Here is a 23,848-nt window from a genome sequence, read left to right as displayed (position 1 = left end):
CGGCGCGGCCTGGACCGCTCACGCTGTCACCGCTTTCTCAAGTTCCCCCAGGAAAACGCATGACCACCCAGACACAACTTTCCGGCATCAGCCTGCCGCCCAAGCGTAGCTGGACCACCCTGGCGCTGTGGGGCGTCGGCCTGGCGGTGCTGGCCTGGTCCTGGCAGGGCGTCGAGATGCGCCCGAGCCTGCTGGTGACCAACGCCGACAATATGGCGACCCTGGCCGGCGACTTCTTTCCCCCGGCCTTCGGCAACCTCGGCCACTACATCGAGCAGATGCTGGTGACCATCCAGATCGCCATCTGGGGCACCCTGCTGGCCATCCTGGTCGCCATTCCTGCGAGCCTTCTGTGCTCCGAGAATCTGGTGCCCTGGTGGGTCTACCAGCCGGTGCGCCGACTGATGGACGCCACCCGTGCCATCAACGAGCTGGTATTCGCCATGCTGTTCGTGGTGGCGGTGGGGCTTGGGCCTTTCGCCGGAACCCTGGCGCTGTTCATCCACACCACCGGGGTGCTGGCCAAGCTGTTTTCCGAAGCGGTGGAAGCCGCCGAGGCCGGGCCCATGGAAGGCATTCGGGTCACCGGAGCAGGGCGCATCGAGGAGATCGTGTTCGGTCTGATTCCCCAGGTGCTGCCGCTGTGGATCTCGGTGAGCCTGTATCGCTTCGAGTCCAACATCCGCTCGGCCACGGTGCTCGGCATGGTCGGTGGCGGCGGTATCGGGGTGGCGCTGTGGGAGACCATGCGCGGATTCCAGTACGCCGAGACGGCCACCATCATGCTGGTGATCATCATCGCCGTGACGGCGCTGGACATGGCCTCGCAGTTCGTACGCAAGCGCTTCATCTAGGCTGACACAGCAGAGCCGAGTAAGCAGACCAGAACGGCTGGTCTGCCGGTGGCTTCGGCCACCACCCGATACCTTCTTTTTTGGAGCGAAGATGTCTAGACAAGTGACCGAGGCAGGCAGCCCGCCGCGCTATCGCCAGTTGGCCGATGTCCTCTCGCGCGAAGTCCGGGCGCAGTACTCTCCCGGCGATCTGCTGCCCAGCGAAGCGGCGCTGTCCAGGCGCTTCGGCGTCAACCGCCACACCGTACGCCGGGCGCTGGACGAACTGGTGGCCGCCGGCATGGTGACCCGTCACCAGGGCCGTGGCACCCAGGTGGTGGACCGCCGCCTGGACTATGCGGTCAACGCCGCCAGCAAGGTCACCCACAACCTGGCGGAACTGGGCCTGGCCACCGAGACCTGCTGCCTGACCCAGGGCCTGGCGGTGCCGCCGGAGGCCATCGCCCAGCGCTTTGCGCGTGGGCCGGGCGAGAGCCTTCTGTGTGTCGACACCATGCGCCATGTCGACCGGGCCCCGCTGTTGCGGCTGCGCCACTGGTTCGACCCCGAACGGGTGCCGGGCTGGCTAGATCGCTATCGCGGTGGTTCGACCCGGGCGCTGCTGGACCAGCACTACGGGCTGCGCCTGAGGCGCTCCCGGGTGCGCCTGGAAGCGGTCCAGGCCGACGCCGACGACAGCCGCATGCTGCAGTGCGCCCGCCTGGCGCCGCTGGTGGTGCTGACCAGTGACAACGTCGACGCCGATGGTCGTCTGGTGGAGATCTCCGTCAGTCGGGCACGGGCCGATCGGCTGGCCTATCACTTCGACTTTCCCGCGGACGAGCGTCCGCAGTCCCACGACGACGAGGGCTTCTCATGACACCGACCATGACCCCGACGCAACGTCATCGCCTGCTCGCGTTGACTCCTTTCGACCGTCTTGCGCAAGGCTGGCAGTCCCTGGGCATCCAGGCGAGCCACCGCTGCGTGCGTGGCCCCGAGACCGGCATGGCGATGGTCCGTGGCCGCATGGGCGGCAGTGGATCGGCCTTCAACCTGGGCGAGATGACCCTGACCCGGGCCAGCGTCGCCCTCGATGACGGCACCCTTGGCCATGGCTGGGTGCGTGGTCGCGACAAGGCCCACGCCGAGCTGATCGCCCTGGTCGACGCCTGCGCTCACCACGACCACTGGGCCAGGCGTATCGACAGCGAACTGATGGCACCGCTCGAGCAGGCACTCGATGAGCAGCGCAACCAGGCCTCGCAGACCGCCGCCGCCACCCGCGTCGACTTCTTCACCATGGTAAGGGGCGAATGAACATGACTCAGCAGACCTCCGAGGCCGTCCGGCCCCACGACTGGCCGGGACTCGCCGATCCCGTTCACGACAGCCAGCGGCTGTTTCGTCAGCTGCTCGGCGCCATGTCCGAGCCCGGCACCCTGACCGAGCTTGTCTTGCCGGAGCTGCCGGCCGGCGCGGCGATCTCGCCCGCCGCCTGGGGCGCGCTGCTGGCGCTGTGCGACCTCGATACCCGGGTGTGGGTGGACGAGGGGCTTGCGCGCGCCAACCTCGCCGCCGCCCTGGCCTTCCACACCGGGGCGCGACTGACCGACGACCCGGCCCAGGCCGACTTCGCCCTGGTGACCCCTGACACCCTGTCCCGCGAGGACGGCTTCGCGCTGGGCTCGGACGCCTGGCCCGATCGCAGCACCACCCTGATCGTGATGGTCGAGGCGCTGGCGCAGGGCGAGGACTGGTGGTTATCCGGTCCCGGGGTACCCGGTCAGCGCGGCCTTGCGCTGGGTAACGCCGAGCGCGTGCTGCCGTTGATGCGTGTGCTCGCCGCCAATCGTGCCCACTTCCCCCGGGGGCTGGACGCCTTTATCAGCAGCGGGACGCGACTCACTGCCATCGCCCGTAGTACCCGTCTGTCGGGAGCTGGCTTGTCCGGCGCAGGATTGTCCGGCGCAGGATTGGCGGGAACAGACGACGCCGAACGCCAAGAGGAGACCGCCTGATGTATGTCGCCGTGAAAGGAGGCGAGAAGGCCATCGCCAACGCCCATCGCTGGATGGCCGATCGTCGTCGTGGAGCGCGCGACCAGCGCGAACTCGAGGTGTCCCAGGTCCAGCAGCAGCTGGGGCTGGCGGTGGACCGGGTGATGGCCGAGGCCTCGCTGTACGATCCCGAGCTCGCCGCCCTGGCGCTCAAGCAGGCCAGCGGCGACACCGTCGAGGCGGTGTTTCTGCTGCGCGCCTATCGCACGACCTTGCCGAGGCTGGCCGAGACGCTGCCGGTGGATACCGGCGCCATGCGCATCGAGCGTCGCATCAGCGCCACCTTCAAGGACGTGCCCGGCGGCCAGGTGCTGGGCCCGACCTACGACTACACCCACCGGCTGCTCGACTTCATGCTGCTGGCCGGCGTGGAGGTCGAGACCGATACACCAGCGCCGCAGGGTGCCGAGGAAGGTCTCGAGGCCTGCCCCCAGATCCTTGACTGTCTCAACCATGAAGGCCTGATCGAGCGGGAAGAGGACGACGGCAGCGAGCCCTACGACATCACCCGCGATCCCCCCGACTTTCCGGTGGATCGCGCCACCCGGCTGCAGATGCTGGCGCGTGGCGACGAGGGCTACCTGCTGGCGCTGGGCTATTCGACCCAACGGGGCTACGGGCGCAACCACCCCTTCGCCGGCGAGATTCGCCAGGGTGCGGTGGAGGTCGAGATCGAGGTCGAGGGCTTCGACGGGCCGGTGTGCGTCGGCGAGATCGCCATGAGCGAGTGCCAGATGATCAACCAGTTCGCCGGCAGCGGTGACACCGCCCCCCAGTTCACCCGGGGCTACGGCCTGGCCTTCGGCCGCAACGAGCGCAAGACCATGGCCATGGCGCTGGTCGACCGCGCCCTGCGCGCCGAGGAGCTTGGCGAGCCGATCCAGAGCCCGGCCCAGCAGGCCGAGTTCGTGCTGGCCCACGCCGACAGCGTCGAGGCCTCGGGCTTCGTCTCGCACCTGAAGCTGCCGCACTACGTCGACTTCCAGTCGGAGCTTGAGCTGATTCGCCGCCTGCGTCGAGAGCACGCCGAGCGTACCGCCGCCACGGCCGAGGCCGTGTCCGACACCCAAGCCGCCAGCGCACGTCCTGCACCAGGCGATGGCGACAGTACCCGTTCTGAAAAAGCCCAGACCGCAAACGCCCAGGCCAAGAACGTCCAGGAGAACGTCCGATGAACACCGCCATCGACAGCGGCTACAACTTCGCCTACCTGGACGAGCAGACCAAGCGCATGATCCGTCGCGCCCTGCTCAAGGCGGTGGCGATCCCCGGCTACCAGGTGCCCTTCGGCGGGCGCGAGATGCCGATGCCCTACGGCTGGGGCACCGGCGGTATGCAGTTGACCGCCAGCGTGCTGGGCGCCGACGACACCCTCAAGGTGATCGACCAGGGCGCCGACGACACCACCAACGCGGTCAGCATCCGCGCCTTCTTCGAGCGCGTCGCCGGGGTCGAGACCACCACCGCCACGGCAGAGGCCAGCGTGATCCAGACCCGTCACCGGATTCCCGAGAAGACCCTGCGCGCCGACCAGATCCTGATCTTCCAGGTGCCGATTCCCGAGCCGCTGCGCTTTATCGAGCCCAGCGAGGAGGAGACCCGGGTCATGCACGCGCTTGAGGAGTACGGGGTGATGCACGTCAAGCTCTACGAGGACATCGCCCACCACGGCCATATCGCCACCACCTACGCCTACCCGGTGAAGGTCGACGGGCGCTACGTGATGGACCCCTCGCCGATTCCCAAGTTCGACAACCCCAAGCTGCACATGAGCGAGGCGCTGATGCTGTTCGGCGCCGGCCGCGAGAAGCGCCTGTACGCGATTCCGCCACACACCCGGGTGGAGAGCCTCGATTTCGAGGATCACCCCTTCGAGATCCAGGCCTGGGACGAGTCCTGCGCCATCTGCGGGGCCACCGACAGCTACCTGGACGAGGTCATCATCGATGATCAGGGCGCACGCATGTTCGTGTGCTCGGATACCGACTACTGCAACTCCCGCAGCGAGGAGAAGGCATGAAGCGCCCACAGCTTGAACGTCCCGCCCTGCTCGAGGCCCGCGCCATCCAGCGCCTGTACGGCCCCGGCAAGGGCTGCGAGGAGATCGATTTCACCCTGCACCAGGGCGAGGTGCTGGGCATCGTCGGCGAGTCCGGCTCGGGCAAGTCGACCCTGTTGCGGGTGCTCTCCGGGCTCGAGGCGCCGGATCGCGGTCAGGTGGTCTATCACGCCGGGGAGGCCGGCTCGGTCGGCGGCAGACCCGGCAAGGACGAAGCGCTCGACCTCTACGCCATCAGCGAGGCACGCCGCCGCGCCCTGCTGCGCATGGAGTGGGGCCTGGTCCATCAGAACCCCCGGGACGGCCTGCGCCTGGGGGTCTCCGCCGGGGCCAACGTCGGCGAGCGGCTGATGGCGCTGGGCCAGCGCCACTACGGCGAGCTGCGCGCCGCCGGCCAGGACTGGATGGGCCGGGTCGAGCTCGACCCGGCGCGCATCGACGACGCGCCCCAGACCTTTTCCGGCGGCATGCAGCAGCGCCTGCAGATCGCCCGCACACTGGTGACCCAGCCCAGGCTGGTGTTCATGGACGAGCCCACCGGCGGCCTCGACGTCTCGGTCCAGGCGCGGCTTCTGGACATGCTGCGCACCCTGACCCGGGAGCTCGGCCTGTCGGTGATCCTGGTCACCCACGACCTGGCAGTGGCCAGGCTGCTGGCCCACCGCCTGATGGTGATGCGCCGGGGCAGAGTGGTGGAGGCCGGGCTGACCGATCAGATCCTCGACGATCCGCAGCATCCCTACACCCAGCTGCTGGTGTCTTCGGTGCTGACGCCATGAATTCGCTTGCTCAGGAGTCCAAGATGACGTCCCCCTTTCTTACCGCCCGGCGGCTCGACAAGACCTTCGTGCTGCACGCCCAGGGCGGCCAGGCGCTGCCGGTGATGCGCGGTCTCGATCTGTCCCTGTCGCCGGGCGAGTGCCTAGTGCTGGCCGGGCGCAGTGGCATTGGCAAGAGCACTCTGTTGAAGATGGTCAACGGCAACTACCGGGTCAGCGGCGGGCAGCTGACGCTGCACTTCGAGGACGGCGAGCTCGAGCTGTCGGCGCTGCCGGCCCACGCCTGGCACCTGCTGCGGCGCGACGTGATCGGTTACGTCAGCCAGTTTCTGCGGGTGGTGCCCCGGGTCTCGGCCCGGGAGGTGGTGATGGAGCCGCTGCTGGCCCGGGGCTGTGAAGCCGGCGAGGCCCGCACCCGTGCCGAGGCCCTGCTGGCGCGGCTCAATCTGCCCGAGCGGCTGTGGGAGCTGGCGCCGGGCACCTTCTCCGGCGGTGAGCAGCAGCGGGTCAATATCGCCCGTGGCTTTATCGCCGAGCACCCGCTGTTGCTGCTCGACGAGCCCACGGCGTCGCTGGACGCCGCCAACCGCGAGGTGGTGGTGCAGTTGATCGAGGAGGCCAAGGCCCGTGGCACCGCCATGCTCGGCATCTTCCACGACGAGGAGGTGCGCGAGCGGGTCGCCGATCGCCTGCTTGAGCTGGAAGGGCATATGCTGCTTGGTGGCACCGACGCTGACCGCACCGCGTCAGACCATACCTCATTTCGTCAGACCGACTCCGGGGAGTCCCTTTCATGAACCAGGATCAGATTCTGACCAACGCCAGGCTGGTGCTCGACGACGAGGTGGTGCACGGCAGCCTGGTGATCAAGGACGGCGTGATCAAGGCGCTGGAACGCGGCCCGGTGTCGCTGCCGGGGGTGATCGACTGCCAGGGCGATATCCTGATGCCTGGCATGATCGAGCTGCACACCGACAATATGGAAAAGTACTTCCAGCCAAGGCCCAAGGTGTCCTGGCCGGGCCGCCAGGCGGCGCTGGCCCACGACGCCCAGATGGCCGCCAGCGGCATCACCACGGTGTTCGACGCGGTGTCGATCGGTGACGTCGACGAGCAGAGCATGCGCCACGGGGCCCTCGACGAGATGGTCTCGTCCCTGGCTGCGATCAACGACAACGGCATGGCCCGGGTCGACCACCGTCTGCACCTGCGCTGCGAGGTGTGCCACCCGGATACTCTGGCGCGTTTCAAGAGCTTCATGGACTCGCCGCTGCTGGGGCTGGTGTCGCTGATGGATCACTCGCCGGGCCAGCGCCAGTTCGCCAGCCTTGACGCCTACCGGGTCTACTACCAGGGCAAGTACGGCCTGGACGATGCCAGCCTCGAGGCCTTTATCGAGAAGCAGCTGGCCAACAGCGCCGCCTATTCCAGCGCCCACCGTCGCGCCATCGCCGACCTGTGCAGCGAGCGCGGCCTGGCCCTGGCCAGCCATGACGACGCCACCGTCGCCCATGTGGCGGAAAGCCTCGAGTACGGCACCCGGGTAGCGGAGTTTCCCACCACCCGGGAGGCCGCCGAGGCCTCCCATCGTCACGGCATGGCGGTGATGATGGGCGCCCCCAACGTGGTCCGCGGCGGCTCCCACTCCGGCAATATCGCCGCGGCCGAGCTGGTGCGCCTGGGCGTGCTCGACATCCTGTCCTCCGACTACTACCCGGCGGCGCTGCTCGATGCGGTCTTCCGTATCGCCGCCATGGAGGACGGCTACGACCTGCCCCGCGCGGTGGCCACGGCCTCGCGTAGGCCGGCCGAGGCCGTGGGCCTGGACGATCGCGGACGCATCGCTCAGGGGCTGCGCGCCGACCTGGTGCGGGTGCGCGAGGTCGACGGCCATCCGCTGGTCCAGCGCGTGTGGTGCGCGGGCAGGCAGGTGCACTGATGCTGGTCTACCTGATCGGCGCCAGCGGCGTGGGCAAGGACAGCCTGCTCGACGCCGTGCGAAAGCGGCGCCCGGACCTGCTGGTGGCGCACCGCTACATCACCCGGCCAAGCGGCGTCGGCGAGGACTCGGTGGCGCTGTCGCCGGCCGAGTTCGAGGCCCGGCGGGCACGCGGCCTGTTCTGCCTTGACTGGGTCGCCCACGGGCTTCACTACGGCGTTGGCATCGAGGTGGAGGCCTGGCTGGCGGCCGGGGCCACGGTACTGCTCAACGGCAGTCGTCGCGAGCTCGCGGCCGCCCGTGCGCGCTTCGGCGAGCGCCTCACGCCGGTGGTGGTGACCGCCCCGCCCGGGGTGCTGCGTGAGCGGCTCGCCAGGCGCGGGCGCGAGAGCGACGATCAGATCGAGGCGCGCCTTGCGCGCCACGCCGAGGTGGAGGCCGAACTCGAGCGCTGCCATCCGGCGCTGGATCGCGTCGACAACGGTGGCAGCCTGGACGAGAGCGTCCGGGCGCTGGAGGCGATCATCGCCTCCCGCCTCTGACGGAGCCGGCGTCGAGTCTGTCGGCGCCGGCCTTGTGTCGATCGTCGACTACAGCGGCAGTGCGTACCACCTCATCAGCGCAAGCGGCTTGTGCCTCTTGCTTCAGCTCGGAGACTTCCATGGAGTTTCGCTTCAACGGCACCGGAGACAGCGCCCAGGTGCCTCGCTTCGGCTGCGACTGTCGCGCCTGCACTCGGGCCAGGGTGTTCACCAGCCATCAGCGTGGCCCCTGCTGCGCCGAGCTGAGCGTGGACGGCCGGCGCTACCTGCTCGACGCCGGGCGCATGGACCTGGCCCATAGCTGCGAGCTGGAGCGTCCCGCCGCCTTCTTCGTCACCCACTACCACGCCGACCATGTGCAGGGGCTGTTTCACCTGCGCTGGGGGACCGGCACGTCGATCCCGGTCTACGGTCCCAAGGATCCCAGCGGCTGCGCCGATCTCTATCGCAACAGCGGCATCCTCGACTTCCAGCCGGGGCTCAAGCCGTTCAAGCCGCTGGACTTCGATGGGCTGTCGGTGACCCCGGTGCCGCTCAATCACAGCAAGCCGACGCTCGGTTACTGCCTGGATGATGGCGGCACCCGCCTGGCCTACCTGACCGACACCCAGGGTCTGCCCGGCGCCACCGAGCGTTTTCTGCGCCAGTGGGACGCCGACGTCGTCGTGCTCGACGCCTGCCACCCGGCCAGCCAGCTCGAGACGCGCAACCACAACAGCATCACCCAGGCGCTGGAGATCATCACCCGGCTCGACCCGCCCCGGGCCTATCTCACCCACATCAGCCATGAACTGGACGCCGAGCGTCTGGACCAGCCGACCCCCTTGCCGCCCAAGGTGCGCATCGCCCGGGATGGCGAGACGTTGGAGGACTGGGATCGCCTGGACGCCGTCTGCTAGCCAGTTGCGGCCTTGGCTTCCTTCATGCTGACGTATCTGCGAGAGCACCCCTGATCATGTCCGATGTCCCCACGCCGTCTGTGTCTGACGGCTCCTTATCTTGTGAATCGCCCAGTGACTCGCCCAGTGGCTCATCCAGAGACTCATCCAGCGCGCTGGACCAGCCGACGTCCCCGCGTCTGTCCGAGCGGCCCAACGTCGCTACCGACGCTCGCCTGCACCACAGCGAGCTTGGGCGCTTCACCGAGGTTGGCAGTCGCTGCGTGTTCAACCATGTCAGTCTCGGCGACTACAGCTATATCGAGCGTGACGGCGACGTCATGTTCGCCACCATCGGCAAGTTCACCTCCATCGCTGCCAGCGTGCGTATCAATCCGAGCAACCACCCCTGGTGGCGGCCGACCCTGCACCACTTCAGCTATCGCCCCGGCAAGTTCGGCTTCAGCGACGAGGCCCTCGACGCCGAGGTATTCGCCTGGCGCGAGGCCGATCGGGTGGCTATCGGCCACGACGTCTGGATCGGCCACGGCGCCATCGTGCTGCCCGGCGTGACCATCGGTCATGGCGCCATCGTCGGCGCCGGCAGCGTGGTGACCAGAGACGTGCCGGCCTACCACATCGTGGTGGGCAACCCCGCCCGGGTGCTCAGGCCACGCTTCGATGATCCCGCCATCGCCGAACGGCTCGAACGACTGGCCTGGTGGGACTGGCCGGACGAGCGTATCAAGGCCTATCTGAAGGGCTTTCAAGGCAACGTCGAGGACTTTCTGGCCGAGGCGGAGCGGGGGACATCCAGGTAGGGACAAGAGGGGCTGGCGGTGTGGGGGAGGCTTCATGACCCCTAGTCGGTTGGACATTGACGTTATAGGGCGCCGACATACGCCAGCGACTTTGCTGAATTGAAACGATTGATGACGCTTTGATGGCAGCGTTGTGAATCGCCGCCTAGCTTTCCTGAATCGTCGGGGGGAGCGCTCGAGCAGTGGCCAGGGCTCGCAGATTCTCTCCGGCTCTGTCGGCGACCGACCCTGCTCAGGAGTGCCCCTTTTGATCCACCGCCTCTTTTCCCCAGTGCAGCGCCCCCCGACCCTGACGGAGGCGCTGGTATCGCTGATCGCCCTGGTGGTCGGCATCGGCGTATCCATCGTCGTCTACGGGCTCGACCCGCAGATTCCCATGTTGCTGGGGGTGATCGTGGCGAGTCTGGTGGCGCTGCGCTGCGGCTACCGCTGGGACGATATTCAGGAAGGTATGGTGCGAGGCATCCACAACGCCCTGCCGGCGCTGATCATCCTGATGGTGGTAGGGGTGCTGATCGGGGTGTGGATTCAGGCCGGGGTGGTGCCGACGCTGATTTCCTATGGCCTCAAGCTGCTGTCGCCGACGATCTTCCTGCCGGCGGCGGTGGTCATCTGCGCCATCTCGTCGCTGGCGACCGGGTCGAGCTGGGGCACCTCCGGCACCCTGGGGGTGGCGCTGATGGGGATCGGCGGCTCGCTGGGGATTCCGCTGCCGCTGGTGGCCGGGGCGGTGCTGTCCGGGGCCTACTTCGGCGACAAGATGTCGCCTCTGTCGGATACCACCAACCTGGCACCGGCCATGGCCGGTACCGACCTGTTCACCCATATCAAGCACATGTCCTACACCACCGGGGTCAGCATTGGCCTGACCCTGGTGATCGAGATGGCGCTGAGTCTTTACTACTCGGGCACGTCCGGCGGGCTCGAGCGGGTCGAGGTGATGCAGCAGACCCTGGCGGCGCACTACGTCATCAACCCGGTGCTGCTGCTGCCGCCCTTGCTGGTGCTATTCGTGTCCTACAAGCGGCTGCCGGCGATACCCGGCATCACCCTGGGGGTCATCGCCGGTGGTCTCTGTGCGCTGGGCATGCAGGGGGCCGATTACGCTGAACTGATGCAGGTGGCCTTTGGTGGCGTGACCTCCGATACCGGCGTCGAGGCGGTGGACAGCCTGCTTAGCCGCGGCGGCCTGAACTCGATGTTCTACACCATCAGTCTGGTCATCGTGGCGATGATGTTCGGCGGGGTCATGGAGCGCACCCAGCAGCTCAGGACCATCGCCGAGACCATTCTGAAGGCGGCAAGGACCCGGGGCTCGCTGATCCTGTCCACGGTGCTGACGTCGATCGGCGCCAATGTGGTGCTGTGCGATCAGTACATGGCCATCGTCATGGGCGCACGCACCTACGCCGAGGCCTACCGAGAGCGGGGACTGGCGCCGGAGAACCTGTCCCGGGCGGTGGAGGATTCGGCCACCGTCACCGCCAATCTGGTGCCCTGGAACTCCGGCGGCGCCTACCAGGCGGCGACGCTGGGGGTCGCGACGATTGCCTATCTGCCGTTCAACTTCTTCTGCTGGCTGTCGCCGCTGGTCACCGTGCTCTACGGCTACACCGGCTGGACGATCAAGCCGCTGGCAGCACCCGAGGACGACGCTTCACCAGAGGTACCAGGCGCCAATGAGTGAAGACAGCGCCAAGGGGGCGGTAGCGCCAAGGCGACACAGGAGCTACACCGGAAAGTCGTGCTGGCTGCCATCCGCTAGCTCGATGGTCAGGCTGACCTTTCCACCGATGGCTTCGACATAGCGCTTGATGGAGCTCAAACGCGCGTCCTGGCCGCCTTTTTCCAGTCCTGCGATGGTGGGTTGCTTGACTCCCAGCGCATCCGCCATCTCGCGCTGGGTCATTTCCGCCAGTTTGCGAATGTCAGCGATCTTGAGCTCGAGCAGCATGGCGTCGGCTTTCTTCCTGGCTCTTTCGACGAGCGCTGGATCTTCGCGGGAGATCAGCGTCTCCAACTCTGTAGCCATGGGGGTGCCTCTCTGAGGACTGACCAGATGGTCATGGTGCGCGTGCGACTTTGTGGTCGACCCGTGACTTCACTATCGGAAACGATCGCCCCGTGGGCCATAACACAGGCCATTTGCGCCTAGATTGTCAGACCCTGTGCCAAGACACCTGACACAAGAAGCGAAAAAAGCGCCACCGGCGGTGAACCGCAGGTGGCGCCTTGGGTCAGGTCTGATCGACGATCAGCCCATCAAGAGATCAGTGATGGCAGCGTCGGTCTGCCGGTCTACTGATCCCACTTCGGTGCGAAATCGGGGCTGGCGACACGCTCGCCCCTATCCAGCTTGGCGATGGCGTCCATGTCCTCCTGGGACAGCTCGAGCTTCAGCGCCTCGAGATTGCTCTTGAGGTTCTGCTCCTTGGTCGAGGAGGGGAAGGTCGGGATACCGAGCTGGTTGAGCCAGGCGATGGCGACCTGGGCCGGATTGGCGCCATGCTTCTCGGCGATGGCCTTGAGCGTCTCGTCCTCGAGCACCTTGCCCACGGCCAGCGGCATGAAGGCGGTGGGGATGATGCCGTGGCGTTCGCAGTGGGCGATCAGTTCGCGGTTCTGCAGGAAGGGGTGGACCTCGATCTGGTTGGTCAGGATCTCTCCCTTGCCGAGGATATCCACCGCCTGATCGATGTGCGCCTTGGTGAAGTTGGACACCCCAATGTGGCGCGCCTTGCCGGCGTCCTTCACTTCCTTGAGGGCGGTCAGGTAGTCGCGCATGGGGACTTCATCGTCCGGCGACGGCCAGTGGATCAGCAGCAGGTCGACGTAGCCGGTGCCCAGCTTGGACAGGCTCTCCTCGACGCTTGCCTTGAGTGATACCGGATCCAGACGATCCCACCACACCTTGGTGGTCAGGAAGATCTCGTCGCGGGGGACCGAACTCGCTTCGATGGCGGAGCCGACCTCGGCTTCGTTGCCGTAGAACTGGGCGGTATCGATATGCCGATAGCCAAGCTTCAGCGCGGTGGTGACCGCGTGACGCAGGGTGTCGCCCGTCAGGCGAAAGGTACCGAGACCGGGGTTGGGGATAGGCTGAGACATCTTGGCTCCATTGTCGTGGCGAGGCCCGCACAGCGGGACCCTGGATTCCTTTGTCACCGGCAGGCCGGTGTTTTGCCGATACGTGCTTCGATGTGTCGTTAATGACATGCGGGGAGACCCTTGCGACTTCAAGGGTTCGTCAAAAAAATTTAGCAGGCGAAGCAATAATGCGACAGCCACGAGGCTCTTCCGTTCGCTCTGTGGCTGTCGCGGGACGCGGGTCGCGGGTCGCGGGTCGCGGGCTTCAGGCGCTGGCCAGGCGAGCGGCGCGACGCTGATCGAGCCTGCCGGACAGCCGGGTCAGTACCAGCGCCGCCAGCACGATGATGGCGCCGATCCAGGCGGTGTCGGTCAGTGCGAGGTGCGTGACCACCTGGCCTCCGACCACCGAGCCCAGCGCGATGCCGATATTGAAGGCAGCGATATTGAGCCCTGAGGCCACGTCCACCGCTTCGGGCACATAGCGCTCGGCCAGCTTGACCACGTAGACCTGCAGGCCCGGCACGTTACCGAAGGCGAAGGCGCCCCACACCAGGATCGTCAGCACCGCGGCGACCGGGTGGACGGCGCTGACGCTGAGCACCAGCAGGATGGCGACGAGTCCGGCAAAGATCAGGGTCAGGGCGGGGATGGGGCCGAGACGGTCGGCCAGCCTGCCGCCGTAGAGGTTACCGATGGCCACCGAGGCGCCGTAGACCAGCATGATCAGGCTGACCATGGACGGCGCGAAGCCGGTGGTCTGCTCGAGGATCGGGGCGAGGAAGGTGAAGGCGGTGAAGGTGCCGCCGTAGCCAAGGATGGTGATGGCGTAGACCAGCAGCAGTCGCGGATGGGTCAGTACCTTGAGTTGCTGGCCCAGCGTCGCCGGAGCCGAGCGCTTGAGGTTGCCAGGAATCAGCAGGGCGCTGCCGATCAGGGCGAGCAGGCCGAGCGCCGAGACCACCAGGAAGGTCGCGCGCCAGCCGAAGGTCTGGCCGATCCAGGTGCCCAGCGGCACGCCGGTGACCAGTGCCACGGTCAGGCCGGTAAACATGATGGCGATGGCGCTGGCTTCCTTGTCCTTGGCGACCAGGCTGGTGGCAATGGTGGAGCCGATCGAGAAGAACACGCCGTGGGCGAGGCCGGTCAGTATGCGGGCGGTGATCAGCGAACCATACCCGGGGGCCTGCCAGGCCAGTAGATTGCCGGCGATGAACAGCATCATCAGGCCGAGCAGGACCCACTTGCGATTGAAACGGCCGGTCAGGGCGGTCAGTACCGGTGCCCCTACCGCGACACCGGCAGCGTAGAGGCTGACCAGCAGTCCCGCAGAGGGCAGGCTGACGCCCAGGTCCTGGGCGATGGTGGGCACCAGTCCGACGATGACGAACTCGGTGGTACCGATGGCGAAGGCGCTGAGGGTCAGCGCAAATAGCGCGATGGGCATCTGTTTCTCCTGTCGAGATGGCGTCGTCTCGTGAGACGACTTGACGACGCGGAGTCTGGGGGAGGAGACTTTTGCGATAAACGCGTCTAATCGAGAAACACCTTTGTCGCTATCGAGACAATTGCGCGCTAAACAGAAACGAACTCAGCAGCGCCGAACCGAACAGGAACCGCAACGATGAAGACCCGCTCAGAAGATCTGGAACTGCTGCTGGCGGTGGTCGATAGCGGCGGCTTCAGCGCCGCGGCGTCGCGTCTGGACGTCCCGGTGGCGCGGGTCTCCCGGGCGGTGCAGCGCCTGGAACAGCGCCTCGAGGTGCCGCTGTTGAACCGCACCACGCGAAGCGTCGCCCTGACCGATGAAGGCTGTCGCTTTATCGAGCAGGTGCGCGTCGGGCTCGAGCGCTTGATCGCCGCCGAAGAGTCGCTGGCACTGGGGCGCGGCGAGCCCAGCGGACGCCTGCGAGTGGACGCTGCCAGCCCCTTCGTGCTGCACCAGCTGGTACCTCTGGTGGGAGAATTCCGTCGTCGCTATCCCGGTATCGAGCTGGAGCTCTCCGCCAGCGACGGCATCATCAATCTGCTTGAGCAGCGTGCCGACGTGGCCATTCGCATCGGTGCCCTGGCGGACTCCACCCTGCACGCCCGGTTGCTGGGGCGCTCGCGGCTGTACCTGGTGGCGAGCCCCGCCTATCTCGAGCGGGCCGGACGGCCAGCCTCGGTGGCGGAGCTGGCCGATCATCAGCTGATCGGCTTTCTCGCCCCGACGGCACTTAATCGCTGGCCGGTGGAGGGCCTGGACGAGGAGATCACGCCCACGCTTGCGACCTCCAGTGGCGAGGTGATGCGAAACCTGTGCCTGGCCGGGGAGGGCATCGCCTGCCATTCGAACTTCATGGTGGGCGATGATATCGCCAGCGGACGCCTCGAGGTCATCCTGCCTGACGCCATGCGCCACGGCGGGCCCCGGGAACTGGTGCAGGCGGTGTACTACCGCAATACCGCCCTGTCGGCCCGCATTCAGGCGTTTCTTGATGTCATCCAGCCCAGACTGCGGCTGTAACGGGCGGTCCTTGCCACCGGGTTAGCCCAGCGGGTTCTTGCGTCGGGCCATTTCCCAGCGCTATTGCCAAGGGCTATTGCTAAGGGCTATGGCGTCGCTTCTGCCTGCACTTCGGCAAACCGACGCTGAAAGCGCTGAACAAACTCCTCGGCCAGCCGCGACAGCGGCTGGTCCCGGGGTGTCAGTAGGTAGAAGGTGTCGGTCAGGGGCTCTTGCAGCGGTAGCGCAATGCTGTCGCTGCCGCCCATGGCGCGGGCGTTGAGGGCGTCGACGATGGCGATGCCGGCGCCCTGGCCAACCAGACGGGTTGCCTGCAGCGCCAGCGACACCTCCAGCCGCGAGCGCGGCACGATGCCTTGCTCGGCCAGGGTGCGCTCCAGCGTCTGGCGACTGGGGTCTCCCGGTTCATAGTGGATCAGCGTCTGGCCATCGAGGTCCTCAAGGGCGATGCTCTCGCGCCCTGCCAGCGGGTGATCCCGGGGCAGCAGGCAGACGCTATCGAGGGTGAAGGCTGACGCACCGAGGCGCTCATCCTGGCCTCCCAGCAGGGAAAAACCGATCTCCGAGCGCTGGGTGACCACGTCTTCCACCACCTGCTCGGAGCGGTAGGTGGACAACCGCAGGTGCTGGTCTGGGTGATCCTTGGCCATCCCGGCGATGACGTCCGGGACAAAGGTCAGGCCGAGCAGCGGCATGGCGCTGATGCCGAGCCCGCCAAGCTCGCGCTGGCGAATCCGCCTGGCGCTGTCTCTGAGGTGCTCGAGTCCCTGCCACAGGCGCTGCTGCTCGCGATAGAACAGGCGCGCCTCCGGCGTCGGTACCAGACGTCCCTTGATCCGCGAGAACAGCGCAAAGCCGAGGTCGTGTTCGAGCTGCTTCAACAGCCGAGTGACGCCTGGCTGGGCGATGCGCATGCGGCTGGCGGCGGCGGTGACGCTGCCGCTGTCCATGGTGTGTTGAAAGGCCTGCAACTGGCGGTCACTGAGCCGGGGGCTGTCCATCGCTGTCCTCCATCGAAACCTCCACTGAACCCACCCATCAGCCCTGCATCCAGCCCTGCATCGAAAGGAGCCATAACATCAGGGCATGGGTTTGCCATTGATTGGTATTGGATCGTATGGGATGTGGCTTCTATCGTCGAGTCATCGGCAATCGACGGCTAGGGGTCCAAGGCTTCCATGGCACACGAGGTAATGATCATCGGCGGTGGTGTGGTCGGCATGGCGGTGGCCTACGGGCTTGCGCGCCGTGGCCGTCGCGTCTGCGTTCTCGATGAGCACGATACCGCCCTCAAGGCTTCCCGGGGCAACGCGGGCCTGGTCTGGGTCCAGGGCAAGGGCGCCGGTATGCCCGCCTATGCGGCGATGTCGTTGGCCTCGAGTCGAGCCTGGCCGAGATTCGCCGGCGAGCTTGGCGAGCGCACCGGGGTGGATCTGGAGTTCGAGCAGCCCGGAGGCGTCGATCTGTGTCTTGACGACGACGAGGTGCGTAAGCGTTGCGCCGAGTACCAGGCACTATACGACGCGCCCTGGGCCCGTGAGGCCGGCGTGCGCTGGGAGTACCTGGAGGGCGCGCGGCTTGAGCGACTGCTGCCGGGCCTTGGCGGCGACGTCCCGGGGGGCATCTGGACACCCCACGACGGCCACTGCAATCCGCTGTTTCTGCTGCGCGCACTCTACAGCGCCTGCCAGGCGCTTGGCGTGGACGTACGGCCTCATCATCCGGTCGCCTCGATCGACCCCGGCGAGGCGGGCTTTGTTGCCCACACCGCCCGTGGCGCCGTGCGTGCCGAACGGCTGGTACTGGCCTGCGGACTGGGGGCGGCGCGGCTGGCACCGCCGCTGGGTCTCTGCGGTCGGGTCACGCCGGTGCGTGGCCAGGTGCTGGTCAGCGAGCGGCTGCCCGCCGCCGGCCGCCTGCCGACACCGCAGATTCGCCAGACGGCGAGCGGCGGCTACCTGATCGGCGACGTGCTCGAGCACGTCGGCCACGACACCCGGGTCACCCTCGAAACCCTGCACGCCCTGGCGCGGCGGGCGGTGACCATCTATCCCGATCTGGCGTCGGCGCGGCTGGTGCGCAGCTGGGCGGCGCTGAGGATCATGACGCCGGACGGTTGCCCCGTCTACGAGGCTTCGCAGCGCTATCCCGGGGCCTACAACCTGAGCTGTCACAGCGGCATCACCCTGGCCGCCTTTCACGCCGATGAGCTGGCCGCAGCGCTGGACGATGATCGGCTCACCGAGCGCTATCCGCTCTTCTCGGGAGGACGCTTCGATGTTCAAGCGGCATAAAAGGGCCACGGCCACACCCGAGGTCACCATCACCATCGACGGCGCACCATACCAGGTGCCCTCGACGCTTAGCGTGGCGGCCGCGGTGCTGATGCACCAGGGCGCCGCCGGCTATCGCCGCCACGTCGCCAGTGGCCATCGCGCACCGCTGTGCATGATGGGGGTGTGCCACGACTGCCTGATCACCATCGACGGTGCCCCCAATCGACAGGGCTGTCTGGTCACGGTGGAGCAGGGCATGCGGGTACGCCGCCAGCTCGACGAAGAGACAGCGACGGCTTCCCGGTGGGACACCGCCAACCATGCCAGTGGTGACGAGCAGAGGGGGCGCGAAGATGCAGACCTGTGAGCCGAGGGAGACCGTCGGCACCGACGGCAGCAAGGACCGCGCCCGAGTGGTGGTACTCGGCGCCGGCCCTGCCGGCATGGCGGCGGCCCTGAGACTGGCCGAGGCCGGCCTGCGCTCGCTGGTACTGGATCAGGCCAGGGCGCCGGGCGGGCAGATCTATCGCGATCTCGACCAGCCCCAGCTCGACGCCGCAGTCATGGGCAAGGACTACCATCGCGGTCGGTCCCTGGTCGGCGCCTTCCTGGACGCCGCCAGACGGGGGGAGATCGACTATCGCCCAGGCACGCGGGTGTGGTGGATCGAGGCGCTGGACGACGCCCTGGACGACGCCCATCGCCTGGGCGTGCGGGGGCACGATGGCATCAGCCGGGAACTGGTTGCGGAGCGTCTGATCATCGCCACCGGCGCCATGGAGCGGGGCTGGCCCTTCCCCGGCTGGCAGCTACCTGGGGTGATGCAGGCCGGCGCCGCCCAGATCCTGATGAAGCAGGGCGCGCTGCTGACCGAGGGGCCGCCGGTGCTGGCGGGCAACGGGCCACTGCTGTACCTGCTGGCCTGGCAGTACCTCAACGCCGGCTGCCCGCCCCGGATGATCCTCGATACGGCGCCGAACCTGGGACTGGCGCGGACCCTGCGTCACCCGCTCAGGGCCTGGCGGGCTCGCGGCTACCTCGCCAAGGGCGCGCGCATGCTGGCGGCGTTGAGGCGCGCTGGGGTGCCGATCGTGCGTGGCGTCCAGTCGCTGGCTGCCGAGGGTGACCAGCGCTTGACCGGGGTGCGCTATCGCCGGCGTGGCGACAGCGACGAGCACAAGCTCAAGACCGATTGGCTGTTGACCCATATGGGGGTGGTGCCCGAGCCGCAGCTCCCCCAAGGGCTGGGCATCGAGCACCGTTGGCAGGAGGCGCAGCAGGCGTTCGTGCCCGATCGTCGCGACGACCTGTCGGTGCGCCCGGGGGTGTGGCTGGCCGGTGACGGCGGTGGCATCGGCGGCGCTGTGAATGCCGAGCGCGAAGGGCGACTGGCGGCGCTGGCCGTGCTGGACGACCTGATGGCTGACCCGCTGGACACGACAGCCGATGCAAAAGGCGCCGCGGCGCCGATACCAGACGCCGATAACCGCCGGGCGGTCGCCAGGGAAAGCGCCGCGCTGAGGCGTCGACGCCGCCAGGATCTGTCCGGTCGACGTCTGCTGGATGCACTGTTCACCCCACCGGCGGACTGGGTCGAGCGACAGCCCGGCGAGACCCTGATCTGTCGCTGCGAAGGGGTGAGCCGGGCCCAGCTCAAGGCGGCGCTGGAAGCGGGGCCTGCCGGGCCCAACCAGCTCAAGGCCTTCACCCGCTGTGGCATGGGCCCCTGCCAGGGACGGCTATGCGGCACCAATGTGTCACGGTTGATGGCCCGCGAGCAGGGCCGCGACATGGACGAGGTCGGCTACTACCGCATTCGCCCACCGTTGACCTCCATCACGCTGGGCGAGCTGGCACTGGCGCCCTCCGATCACCTGACCACACAATCACAATAGAGCGAGAAATGACCATGAAAGTTAACGCTTCTCTGTCTGCCTCCCTTGGCCTGGCGATGGCCCTTGCCGGCGCCGGCGCCGCTGTTGCCACCACCGCCCAGGCCGACGATCGCCCGCTGCGCATCGGTGTCGACGTGCCCTATCCGCCGTACCAGGAAAAGCTGCCCGACGGCAGCCTGACCGGCTTCGAGGTCGAGCTGGTCGAGGCCGCCTGCGAGCGCATGCAGCGCCAGTGCGAGTGGGTCGAGCAGGGCTGGGACGGCATCATCCCGGGGCTGCTGGCGCGCAAGTACGATCTGATCGCCTCGGCCATGAACATCACCGACGAACGCGCGAAACAGGTGCTGTTCTCCGATCCCTACTATCAGGTGCCCTCGGTGTGGGTCGGCCAGGCCGACGCGGAGATCGATCCCGAAGGGGACCTGTCGGAGATGACTATCGGTGTGCAGCAGGGCACCATCCAGGACGAGTACGTGACCACCTACCACGGCGAGGCGGACATTCGTCGCTACTCGGACTCCGGCGGCGTGGTCAACGACATGTTCACCGGTCGGCTGGACCTGGTCTTTACCGCCTTCCCGTTGGCCCAGGAGCGGCTGTTCAGCGATGAGCGTTTTGCGCGCAAGGGCGAGCTGGTGACCGGCCCCGAGTCGATCTACGGGCCCGGCGTCGGCGCCGCCTTCCGCCAGCGCGATCGCGAACTGGCCATCGCGTTCAGCGAGGCCATCCAGGGGCTCAAGGACGACGGCGACTACCAGGCGCTGTGGGCACGCTACTTCGAGAAATAGCACCGGCGGAGTCGACCTCCCGCGGGGGGAAGACGAGAGGCGTGACAGCTATGCGACGAGCCCACCATGCGACGAGCCCACCATGCGACGAGCCCACCATGCGACGAGCCCTCCATCGGAGGGCTCGTTGGTGTCGGGGGTTCGGCCATTTACGCCGTCGGCGGCACGGTGCAATAGGCGGCTAGGCGCTGTCCGAAAAGTCGACGAGCGAAGGTTAGACAAGGCAAAAATCGGTGAGAAAGCGCAGTTTACGTGGTGTAAATGAGCATTTTGATCCGATTTTTAACGCCGTATTACCGAGCGCAGGCACTTTTCAGACAAGCCCTAGGGCGTCACAGGTAGCGCCGCGTAGGCCACCATCTCGACCAGCATCTCTTCCCGGGCGAAGCCGGAGACGATCACCGCCGCGCGGTTGGGGTAGGGCTCGCTGACGTACTCGGCGTAGACCCGGTTGACCGTAGCCAGGTCCTCGCGTCGGGTCACGTAGATCAATACCTGAGTCAGCGATTCAACGCCGCCACCGGCGCAGGCGAGGGTGTGCACCAGATTGTCCAGCGTCTGGCGGGTCTGGGCCTCGATGCCGCCGTCGACCACCTCGCCGCTCTTGTCGATGGGGATCTGGGCGGTGAACAGGATGCCGTTGCCGACGCTGGCCCAGGACAGTGGGGCGCGGGAGGCGAACAGCTCGGTCTTGACCGGGTGAACCATGGGGTATCCTCGAACGTTGGAAGTCGGGGGCAGTAGGGCAAAGAGAGTGCCAAGGGGTGAGGGTTGTGTGTCAGTCGTTGTCGTGGGTGCCGGCGCCGGCGCCGCTGCGAGAGGCCTCGGTAGACTCCACCAGCAGCCGGGTGGCCAGCGCCTTGAGCTGCGCCCACAGGCCGTCGTCGACCTCGATGCCTTGCTGCATGGCACGCTCGCGGCAAGCCAGCAGGTCGGACTCCTGGTGGCGGGCCAGCAGGTCGAGCTGATACTCGGAGCGCAGCGACGGCAGCAGGTCCACGTGGTTGGCCATGATCAGCGTCACCCCGTCGTTGGGCTCGTTTTCCTCGGGCACCTCGTGCACCGCGTAGACGCGGATCTCCGGCACCGAACTTCCGGCGCGAAAGCCCACCACCTGCTCGATCAGCGGGGTGGCTGCCGCCTGCTCTGCGCCAGCGGTCCGGGCCTCACCGTCAGGCGCCTGGGCATTGCGCCAGAAGGCGGTGACGTTCATCCCGCGCCCGGCCAGTCGCGCCAGGTAGCCCATGATCAACTGGCGGTTGTGGCAGTGGCGGATCTTGATCACCGCAAGGCCTCGCGCCCGGGCCTTGGCAAAGCCCAGCTCCAGTGCCAGGGTCGAGCTCTTGAGCACGCTGGCGCCGTGGCTGTCGAGCACCGCCAGGTCGCCGTCGGAGTAGACGAGTTCCGGGGGGCGCTCGCCCTGATCCGCGAGCAGAAAGTCGAGGCCTCGTCCCAGCGCTGCCAGCCCACCGAGCTCGTAGAGCTGCATCCAGGCCACCATGTCGGCGGCGTCGCTGGCGTCTCCGTCCTCGAAGCCCATGGCCTGGAAGGCCTTGCGGCAGAGTCCCTGGAGTTCGTTGTAGGACACCTTCATGAGTTGGCTCCGGCGTGCTGGCGGGGTTGGGCATCGGCTTCCTTGAGCGTGCCGGCGGCGTCCTGGTCGGGCTCCAGCGGGAAGCTCCAGTCGTCGAAGTCGATCAGGTCGCTGGGCTCGGCGTTGAGCTCCTCGACCAATGGCGCGCCCTGGAACAGGGTGATACGCACCCAGCGATCGGACTTGGGATCGAAGCGACTGGCGCCGAAGAACGAAAGCTTGGTGCGAAGCAGGTGCATTGGCTTCAACTCGCGGGCCCACAGGTTGGCGCGGATCTCGCCGAAGGGCGTCTCGGCCATGCTCTGGATCCGCCGGATGATGTCCTTGTGACGCGGGTGGTGAATCAGGAACTCCACCACCAGGGCGCGCGGATGGGCGCTGAGGAAGTCGTCGATGACCCCATGGGTATCGGCCACCCGGGGCGCGATGGCGAGCTTCAGCTCACGGTCGGCGCCGGGTTCGACGTCGCGCACGCCCAGGCGCGGTTCTTCCTTCTCGACCGAGCGATACCAGAACCAGTAGCGCTCCTCGGGGTCGCCGAAGTCATGACGCAGGGCCCAGTCGTAGTGGGTCTCGATCAACTGCTTGAGTCTGACCAGCGGCATGTCCGGGGTCAGCTCCAGGCCCTCCTCGACCCCCATCTGGTCCTCGAAGGGATCGACGATCTCCGGGTAGAGCTCAAGCAACAGGGTGTGGATCAGCTCCTGGGCTTCCAGGCTCAGGGTCTGGCGGCTCCAGTCGATCAACTCCTGCCACAGCTCCTCGGCCAGTGGTACCTGCTCGAGCCAGGCGCGCACCGCCGGCAGGGCGCTGGCGGTCTCGCGGTTGCGCGCGCTCTGCTCGCTATCCTCGGTCACGGTCTGGGCCAGGTGGCGCTCGGCCCGGGCGACAAGCGCCACCAGGCGCTGTCGCTCCGGTTCACCAGGGACCTGACCACTGACCTGGGCCAGCGCCTTCTCGCGGCTCTCGACCCAGCGCTGGATCAGCTGCGGGTGGTTGATCAGAAAGGGCGCCATGCCCAGTCCGGTGGAATTGCCGATGCCCAGATAGCGGCGCAGCGGTGCGGCCATGGCGACGGCGCTGCCCGGCGCCCGGGCACGGGCCATATGCTCGATCTGCTCGATGGAGAAGTGGCGCAGCAGGTAGACCGCCAGCATCTGGGCCGAGAAGGGACGCTGGAAGTCCGGGTTGTGCTTGAGCCGATCGAAGTCGGCGATGCCGAACTTGCCGTTTCCGTAGACCGCGGTGGTGCGATACAGATAGCCGACCCGGGTCAGCCAGGCCGGGTCGGGCTGTCGCCCGGCGCACAGCGCGTCGAGAAAGGCGGCGAAGTTTCTGAGGCTGCGGTTGGCCCGGGACAGCACCAGCAGACGTGGATGCTGGCGCCCGGCCTCCTGCAGCGGCACATTGGCGGCCATCTGTTCGAGCAGCGAGTCGTCCACGTCGCCTTCGACCACGCCGAAGGTGACGTCCCAGGCCTCGGCGATGACCCGGTCGGAGCGGGCGTCGTCGTCCAGTGGCTGGGAAAAGATCACCCCGTGGTAACGGGCCTGGGGCGTCTGCAGACGATAGATGGCGACACCGTGGCCCTCGGCGTCGAGCTCGAAGCGGGTGGTGCTGATCTGCCAGCGCTGGCGCGCCATCTGGCGCACCAGGCTACGCACGAAGCTCAGCCGGCTGGCGTGCAGGCTGCCCAGGCGATCGAGTTGCATCACCTCGTCGGGCGCGCGCAGACGCAGGCGCTGCTCGACGTCGGAAAGGCGGCTGGCGAGGTCTTCGCGTCTCATC

General features: G+C 67.3%; 25 protein-coding genes. 18 read left to right on the top strand and 7 right to left on the bottom strand.

Annotated features, from left to right (window positions below):
* Positions 1-59 precede the first annotated feature (59 nt).
* From phnE to nhaC, 13 genes are all read left to right on the top strand, one after another.
* The gene (gene phnE, locus NFG58_RS18930; protein ID WP_045994226.1) at positions 60-854 is read left to right on the top strand and encodes a phosphonate ABC transporter, permease protein PhnE; all 795 of its coding nucleotides are present in this window, start codon (positions 60-62) and stop codon (positions 852-854) included.
* A gap of 91 nt (positions 855-945) precedes the next feature.
* Positions 946-1,713 (top strand): phosphonate metabolism transcriptional regulator PhnF, encoded by a 768-nt coding sequence (gene phnF, locus NFG58_RS18925; protein WP_083970561.1) that lies wholly within the window; start codon positions 946-948, stop codon positions 1,711-1,713.
* Positions 1,710-2,153: a phosphonate C-P lyase system protein PhnG gene (phnG, locus tag NFG58_RS18920; protein ID WP_239452594.1), complete on the top strand. Its 444-nt coding sequence runs from the start codon at positions 1,710-1,712 to the stop codon at positions 2,151-2,153. The genes phnF and phnG overlap by 4 nt, the downstream gene beginning before the upstream one ends.
* A gap of 2 nt (positions 2,154-2,155) precedes the next feature.
* Positions 2,156-2,854 (top strand): phosphonate C-P lyase system protein PhnH, encoded by a 699-nt coding sequence (gene phnH / locus NFG58_RS18915; RefSeq protein WP_287165690.1) that lies wholly within the window; start codon positions 2,156-2,158, stop codon positions 2,852-2,854.
* Entirely contained in the window at positions 2,854-4,068 is a 1,215-nt protein-coding gene (locus tag NFG58_RS18910) for a carbon-phosphorus lyase complex subunit PhnI (protein WP_287165689.1), read from the top strand. Before phnH ends, NFG58_RS18910 begins: the two co-directional genes overlap by 1 nt.
* Complete coding sequence (locus NFG58_RS18905) at positions 4,065-4,913, top strand: alpha-D-ribose 1-methylphosphonate 5-phosphate C-P-lyase PhnJ (protein WP_287165688.1); 849 nt, start codon at positions 4,065-4,067, stop codon at positions 4,911-4,913. Before NFG58_RS18910 ends, NFG58_RS18905 begins: the two co-directional genes overlap by 4 nt.
* Complete coding sequence (phnK, locus tag NFG58_RS18900; RefSeq protein ID WP_287165687.1) at positions 4,910-5,731, top strand: phosphonate C-P lyase system protein PhnK; 822 nt, start codon at positions 4,910-4,912, stop codon at positions 5,729-5,731. Before NFG58_RS18905 ends, phnK begins: the two co-directional genes overlap by 4 nt.
* A gap of 23 nt (positions 5,732-5,754) precedes the next feature.
* Positions 5,755-6,528: a phosphonate C-P lyase system protein PhnL gene (gene phnL, locus NFG58_RS18895; protein WP_287165686.1), complete on the top strand. Its 774-nt coding sequence runs from the start codon at positions 5,755-5,757 to the stop codon at positions 6,526-6,528.
* Complete coding sequence (locus NFG58_RS18890; protein ID WP_348827172.1) at positions 6,525-7,670, top strand: alpha-D-ribose 1-methylphosphonate 5-triphosphate diphosphatase; 1,146 nt, start codon at positions 6,525-6,527, stop codon at positions 7,668-7,670. The genes phnL and NFG58_RS18890 overlap by 4 nt, the downstream gene beginning before the upstream one ends.
* Positions 7,670-8,212 carry a ribose 1,5-bisphosphokinase gene (phnN, locus tag NFG58_RS18885; RefSeq protein ID WP_124805165.1) on the top strand — a complete coding sequence of 181 codons (543 nt, stop codon included), beginning with the start codon at positions 7,670-7,672 and terminating at the stop codon, positions 8,210-8,212. The genes NFG58_RS18890 and phnN overlap by 1 nt, the downstream gene beginning before the upstream one ends.
* A 119-nt stretch (positions 8,213-8,331) precedes the next feature.
* Positions 8,332-9,111, top strand: a complete 780-nt coding sequence (phnP, locus tag NFG58_RS18880; RefSeq protein WP_124805164.1) for a phosphonate metabolism protein PhnP — start codon at positions 8,332-8,334, stop codon at positions 9,109-9,111.
* 56 nt (positions 9,112-9,167) lie between these two features.
* Positions 9,168-9,911, top strand: a complete 744-nt coding sequence (locus NFG58_RS18875; RefSeq protein ID WP_348827171.1) for a DapH/DapD/GlmU-related protein — start codon at positions 9,168-9,170, stop codon at positions 9,909-9,911.
* A gap of 247 nt (positions 9,912-10,158) precedes the next feature.
* A complete protein-coding gene (gene nhaC, locus NFG58_RS18870) occupies positions 10,159-11,598 on the top strand; it encodes a Na+/H+ antiporter NhaC (protein ID WP_287165682.1) in 1,440 nt (479 codons plus the stop codon).
* Positions 11,599-11,640: 42 nt separating this feature from the next.
* Here nhaC and NFG58_RS18865 read toward each other — a convergent pair whose 3' ends face one another.
* The 3 genes from NFG58_RS18865 to NFG58_RS18855 all read right to left on the bottom strand — a co-directional run bounded on the left by NFG58_RS18865 (position 11,641) and on the right by NFG58_RS18855 (position 14,445).
* On the bottom strand, positions 11,641-11,943 hold the full coding sequence (locus NFG58_RS18865) for a helix-turn-helix domain-containing protein (RefSeq protein WP_287165681.1): 303 nt from the start codon (positions 11,941-11,943) through the stop codon (positions 11,641-11,643).
* A 266-nt stretch (positions 11,944-12,209) separates the two neighbouring features.
* Positions 12,210-13,019: a 2,5-didehydrogluconate reductase DkgB gene (gene dkgB, locus NFG58_RS18860; RefSeq protein ID WP_045993672.1), complete on the bottom strand. Its 810-nt coding sequence runs from the start codon at positions 13,017-13,019 to the stop codon at positions 12,210-12,212.
* A 244-nt stretch (positions 13,020-13,263) separates the two neighbouring features.
* Positions 13,264-14,445, bottom strand: a complete 1,182-nt coding sequence (locus NFG58_RS18855) for an MFS transporter (protein ID WP_348827170.1) — start codon at positions 14,443-14,445, stop codon at positions 13,264-13,266.
* A 177-nt stretch (positions 14,446-14,622) separates the two neighbouring features.
* Between NFG58_RS18855 and NFG58_RS18850 the strand changes: the two genes are divergently transcribed.
* Positions 14,623-15,507: a LysR family transcriptional regulator gene (locus NFG58_RS18850; RefSeq protein WP_287165679.1), complete on the top strand. Its 885-nt coding sequence runs from the start codon at positions 14,623-14,625 to the stop codon at positions 15,505-15,507.
* Between the two features lie 86 nt (positions 15,508-15,593).
* Here NFG58_RS18850 and NFG58_RS18845 read toward each other — a convergent pair whose 3' ends face one another.
* Positions 15,594-16,508, bottom strand: a complete 915-nt coding sequence (locus tag NFG58_RS18845) for a LysR substrate-binding domain-containing protein (RefSeq protein WP_287165678.1) — start codon at positions 16,506-16,508, stop codon at positions 15,594-15,596.
* Positions 16,509-16,685: 177 nt separating this feature from the next.
* Between NFG58_RS18845 and NFG58_RS18840 the strand changes: the two genes are divergently transcribed.
* The 4 genes from NFG58_RS18840 to NFG58_RS18825 are packed head-to-tail and all read left to right on the top strand — an operon-like array spanning position 16,686 to position 20,466.
* Positions 16,686-17,801 (top strand): FAD-binding oxidoreductase, encoded by a 1,116-nt coding sequence (locus NFG58_RS18840; RefSeq protein ID WP_287165677.1) that lies wholly within the window; start codon positions 16,686-16,688, stop codon positions 17,799-17,801.
* Complete coding sequence (locus NFG58_RS18835; protein ID WP_287165676.1) at positions 17,785-18,150, top strand: (2Fe-2S)-binding protein; 366 nt, start codon at positions 17,785-17,787, stop codon at positions 18,148-18,150. Before NFG58_RS18840 ends, NFG58_RS18835 begins: the two co-directional genes overlap by 17 nt.
* Positions 18,137-19,678 carry an FAD-dependent oxidoreductase gene (locus NFG58_RS18830; RefSeq protein ID WP_348827169.1) on the top strand — a complete coding sequence of 514 codons (1,542 nt, stop codon included), beginning with the start codon at positions 18,137-18,139 and terminating at the stop codon, positions 19,676-19,678. The genes NFG58_RS18835 and NFG58_RS18830 overlap by 14 nt, the downstream gene beginning before the upstream one ends.
* 14 nt (positions 19,679-19,692) lie before the next feature.
* Positions 19,693-20,466, top strand: coding sequence for a transporter substrate-binding domain-containing protein (locus tag NFG58_RS18825; RefSeq protein WP_287165674.1), 774 nt, complete (start codon positions 19,693-19,695; stop codon positions 20,464-20,466).
* A gap of 324 nt (positions 20,467-20,790) precedes the next feature.
* Here NFG58_RS18825 and NFG58_RS18820 read toward each other — a convergent pair whose 3' ends face one another.
* The 3 genes from NFG58_RS18820 to NFG58_RS18810 all read right to left on the bottom strand — a co-directional run bounded on the left by NFG58_RS18820 (position 20,791) and on the right by NFG58_RS18810 (position 23,847).
* A complete protein-coding gene (locus tag NFG58_RS18820; protein ID WP_108449213.1) occupies positions 20,791-21,174 on the bottom strand; it encodes a RidA family protein in 384 nt (127 codons plus the stop codon).
* A 70-nt stretch (positions 21,175-21,244) separates the two neighbouring features.
* Complete coding sequence (locus tag NFG58_RS18815) at positions 21,245-22,060, bottom strand: DUF3726 domain-containing protein (RefSeq protein WP_045993663.1); 816 nt, start codon at positions 22,058-22,060, stop codon at positions 21,245-21,247.
* Positions 22,057-23,847: a hypothetical protein gene (locus NFG58_RS18810; RefSeq protein ID WP_348827168.1), complete on the bottom strand. Its 1,791-nt coding sequence runs from the start codon at positions 23,845-23,847 to the stop codon at positions 22,057-22,059. The genes NFG58_RS18815 and NFG58_RS18810 overlap by 4 nt, the downstream gene beginning before the upstream one ends.
* Between the last annotated feature and the right edge of the window lies 1 nt (position 23,848).

Origin of the sequence: Halomonas sp. RT37, assembly GCF_040070525.1 — a bacterium.
Taxonomy (GTDB): domain Bacteria; phylum Pseudomonadota; class Gammaproteobacteria; order Pseudomonadales; family Halomonadaceae; genus Halomonas; species Halomonas litopenaei.
Note: the sequence above shows the minus strand (reverse complement) of the source record. Positions and strands in the feature narration are given on the sequence as shown.